Source organism: Paracoccus rhizosphaerae, assembly GCF_026162645.1.
Taxonomy (GTDB): Bacteria; Pseudomonadota; Alphaproteobacteria; order Rhodobacterales; family Rhodobacteraceae; genus Paracoccus; species Paracoccus rhizosphaerae.
Genome location: NZ_JAOTBE010000124.1, coordinates 1 through 3887, shown reverse-complemented (window position 1 = coordinate 3887; position 3887 = coordinate 1). Strand labels below are relative to the sequence as shown.

Here is a 3887-nt window from a genome sequence, read left to right as displayed (position 1 = left end):
GTGAGCGCGATGCGAACCGCATCACGCTTGAACTCCTCGCTGTGTGTCGCTGCCATATCCTGTCTCCTTTGAAGAGAGCATCGCTCTCAGAAGACCGGAACGGAACAGGTGCAGGTCCACTTCGCTCAAATCGACAAAGAGGAGATCGACCTATTTCTCAGCATAACCACGAGAGCCGCCTGATCATGACGTCAAGCCATCTAGGAATTTACACCAGCTTGACGGACGTGACCTTGCTCCGCCTTCGCTCTAAGTAAAAAGCCCCGCCTGATGGGCAGGGCTGGTCGCGCAGCTTCCTCATGCTGAATTAGCAGCAGGTTATGCTTTGAGACCAATTCAACCTGAGGTAGTATAGGAGCCTGTAAATATTTGCAAGCGATTGGAGTAGACCGAGTGATGTATGGCCGTTGTCACCTCATCAAGATCGGTTTACGTATGGCCCTTGTTGATCTTTTCTTGGTCGGCCTTCTGGTCCTTATCCTAAATGGCTGGCAGGATGTGTCCTGGCTGTGGGGCCTTGCAGCCCTGATCGTCTGGCCAGTCCTTGTCGTCTATACCTTTTTGCGGCTGACGGTGCGCTGGTCTGAAGTTCTTAATTACCGGGCTGTTCTGCTGGTCGGCCTAACGACGGTCATGATCGCCGCATGAGGCACAGGCGCCGCCGTCGTCAGCCGGCGCGGAAACTCTTCCTCCTCAACCTCTGGCTGCCGATCAAGCTTTAAGAGGTGTTATAAATGGACGGACAGAAGCGCCAGGATTGCGGCCAGGGTGAAAAGGGCGGCTATGAGATCGATCCTTCCGAACGGCATCGTGTCTTTCCTTTTACTGTGTCCGGTGACGGACGGAGGACAGTGCCATTAAGGCAGCCCCGGACGGGGAGGTTCACTCAAAGCCGATCCCTCAGCTGTGTCCGGAAGATGCGGTTCTTGCCACCGCCCGACGCGGGGGAACAGCAAAATACCGGTGAGCTTCGACCGGCAAATTTCAAGCCGCACGGCTCTGGTCGCGGTTAATCGGCCAGTGATCGACAAGGAAAGAGGCCCTTGTCCGCTGATAGTCGCGTTATCCAGCTGAAGTAGTTTGAGCTTATTTCGACAACTCGCTCCTTTCAAGGGTCCGGCTCCATGCCTGGCAGAGCGGGCTTCGAAATCGGCGGTGTCCATCACCAGATGGCAACTGAGCACAGCTTGGCAACGATCTCGTGGTCGAGGGTTTGGCGGTACCAGCCGGCCCGCGGAGCGCCATAATCGTTGCGCCTGTCGGCATTGCCGAGGGCATCAACGCAGCTCATGTGTGGACGACCCCTTGACCTGCCATGCAGGTTCAATGATGCAAGATCCCCAGCGCGAAAAGCCTCGGCGCTTGCACACCGGGATCAGGTTAGGTGAAGCTGAAGCCGGTTGGGTAATAGCTGATGTCCCGAATCAGCATGTCGCCGCTGTGTCCGCGCCCGTTGTCGGTGTTGTATTCTTCGGGCGTATAGGTCGACGGCGCCATGACAGCCACATTGGCTATGGGCTAGAACTGCATCCTGCGGTTCAGATCCTCGTGGCGCGCGTGCAGCACGTGGCACCCTACCTCCATGTCATCGAAGAAAAAGGTGACTTCTGACCTTGTGGTGTCTTCGGGATCAAAGACGACGGAACAAGCCCACGAGTGGTAGCTCCTGTCTAACGATTCCTTGACGTGCCGGTATTGGTCCCTGACGTTGCCCCCTGCGCCTAATCCAGTTTGAGATAGTCTCTGGCCCAACCTGTCGGACCAGAGATGAAGCGCAGCAGGTTCACCGAAGATCAGATCATCGGCATTCTGAAGGAGCACGAGGCTGGGGTTTCCGTCGCTGATCTGTGCCGCAGGCACGGCGTCAGCGATGCGACGGTCTGCAAATGGAAAGCCAAATATGGCGGTATGGATGTCAGCGAGGCCAAGCGCCTTAAAGGGCTCGAGGACGAGAACGCCCGTCTGAAGCGGCTGCTGGCCGATGCGATGCTGGATAATGCAGCGCTGAAGGACCTCCTTGGAAAAAAGTGGTGACGCCCGCCGGAAAGCGGCAAGCGGTCGCGCATCTGGTGTCAGGCCACGGGATGAGCGAACGGCGGGCGTGCCGGGTGATCGGCTGTTGCCGGATGACCATGCGCTATAAGGCGATCCGGCAGGATGCCCCCGTGCTGCGCGAGCGGTTGAAGGAGTTGGCGCGGGTCCGTCGCCGGTCTCGGCTGTCGGCGGCTGCACGTGTTCTTGCGCCGTGAAGGTCACGAGGTGAACCACAAGCGCCTGTTCCGCATCTACCGCGAGGAGCGGCTGCATGTCCGTCGTCGCGGTGGGCGCAAGCGGGCCATCGGCACGCGGGCCCCGATGGCGCTGCCGCTGATGCCGGACCAGCGCTGGTCACTGGATTTTGTCTCGGACCAGCTGACCGATGGTCGCCGCTTTCGGATCATGACCGTGGTCGATGACTGCATGCGGGAGTGCCTTGCGCTGATCGCTGACACTTCGCCCTCGGGCGCAAGGGTGGCGCTCGGTCGTGTCTCGGAAGTGGTAGAAATTGTCTGGCGGCGTAATCTCCGGGTGAACCAACACCCACCCAACCGGCGGCTGCAACCGCCAGGGAGATGACGCCATGAAGCAGAATACCTCTAGCTCGTCCTTTTCGCCACTGCCCGACGCAAGTGGGTATGATCGGGTCGAGGATCGCCTGCGGGCGAATGTCCGTGCCACCATCGAGGCCATGTTCGAAGAGGAACTGGCCGTCTTTCTTGGTCGGCTTCGTTACGGCCGCGGCAACGAGCGGGCCAAGGGTTACCGCCATGGGCACCGCGAACGGCAACTCACCGGCACGTTTGGGACTGAGACGGTGCGTGTGCCGCGCGCCCGGATCGAGAACGAGACCGGCAAGCTCAGCGAATGGCGCTCGAAGGCACTGCCCCGTTACAAGCGGCTGACGAAGAAGGCCGAGGCGCTGATCGCAGCAGTCTATCTGGCCGGGACCAATACCCGGCGCGTCAAGCGGGCGCTCTTCGAGCTGTTCGAAGGCGCGGTGAGCAAGGATGTGGTCAGCCGCGCTTAGCGCAAGGTGAAGGTCGACTGGGACGCCTGGTCGGCCCGTGATCTGTCCGGCGAAGAGATCGTTCGGCTCATTCTCGACGGCACCGTCATCAAGACCTGGCTGGACCGCAAGGCCACCCACATCTCGGTGCTGGCCGCAATCGGTGTTCGGCGCGACGGACAAAAGGTGCTCCTCGCCATCAGGAACATGGGCGGCGAAAGCACGGCTGCCTGGGGCAGCTTCCTTGCCGACCTGGACGCGCGGGGCCTGAGGCGCCCGGAGTTCGTGATCGTTGACGGCGCTCCCGGACTTGAGGCCGCGCTCGTGGCGCTCTGGGGCGAGGATCTGCCCATCCAGCGCTGCACAGTTCACAAACACCGCAACCTGCTGGGCCACGCGCCCAAGCGCCTGCACGACGAACTGAGCGAAGATTACCGCGACATGATCTATGCCGCCACGGCCGCCGAGATCGAGAAGCGCCGCAAGGCTTTCCTGCGGAAGTGGAAGCTCAAGTGCCGGGCCGTGGCAGACAGCCTTGAAGAAGCGGGTGACCGACTCTTCACCTTCACCCGCCTTGATCCCTCGCAATGGAAATCCGCACGGACCACCAATGCCATCGAGCGCTTGAACGAGGAATTCCGGCGCCGGATCAAGACTCAGACCGTGCTGCCCTGCGCTGAAACCGTGCCGATGCTGCTCTGGGCGCTCCTGGCGTCAGGGCAGATCCAGAAGGCGTTGTTGCGTAACTCTGACGTGGGACGATTCACATCGCGAACCCGTGCGGTTAGACGGGTCGCATGAGTAAGCCTCCACCCGCCCGCTACCGCACGACGAACTGGTC

2 protein-coding genes and 2 pseudogenes are annotated in these 3887 nt (G+C 60.6%); 3 read left to right on the top strand and 1 reads right to left on the bottom strand.

Going from position 1 to position 3887, the window contains the following annotated elements:
• The first annotated feature begins 393 nt into the window (after positions 1-393).
• Positions 394-648 carry a hypothetical protein gene (locus OC184_RS19580; protein ID WP_265508850.1) on the top strand — a complete coding sequence of 85 codons (255 nt, stop codon included), beginning with the start codon at positions 394-396 and terminating at the stop codon, positions 646-648.
• A 514-nt stretch (positions 649-1162) separates the two neighbouring features.
• Here OC184_RS19580 and OC184_RS19575 read toward each other — a convergent pair.
• Positions 1163-1291, bottom strand: coding sequence for a hypothetical protein (locus OC184_RS19575; RefSeq protein WP_265508849.1), 129 nt, complete (start codon positions 1289-1291; stop codon positions 1163-1165).
• Between the two features lie 476 nt (positions 1292-1767).
• Between OC184_RS19575 and OC184_RS19570 the strand changes: the two are divergent.
• A pseudogene (locus tag OC184_RS19570) lies at positions 1768-2517 on the top strand (IS3 family transposase); the annotation flags it as partial.
• Between the two features lie 103 nt (positions 2518-2620).
• Positions 2621-3775, top strand: a pseudogene (locus OC184_RS19565) (IS256 family transposase); the annotation flags it as partial.
• Positions 3776-3887 lie beyond the last annotated feature (112 nt).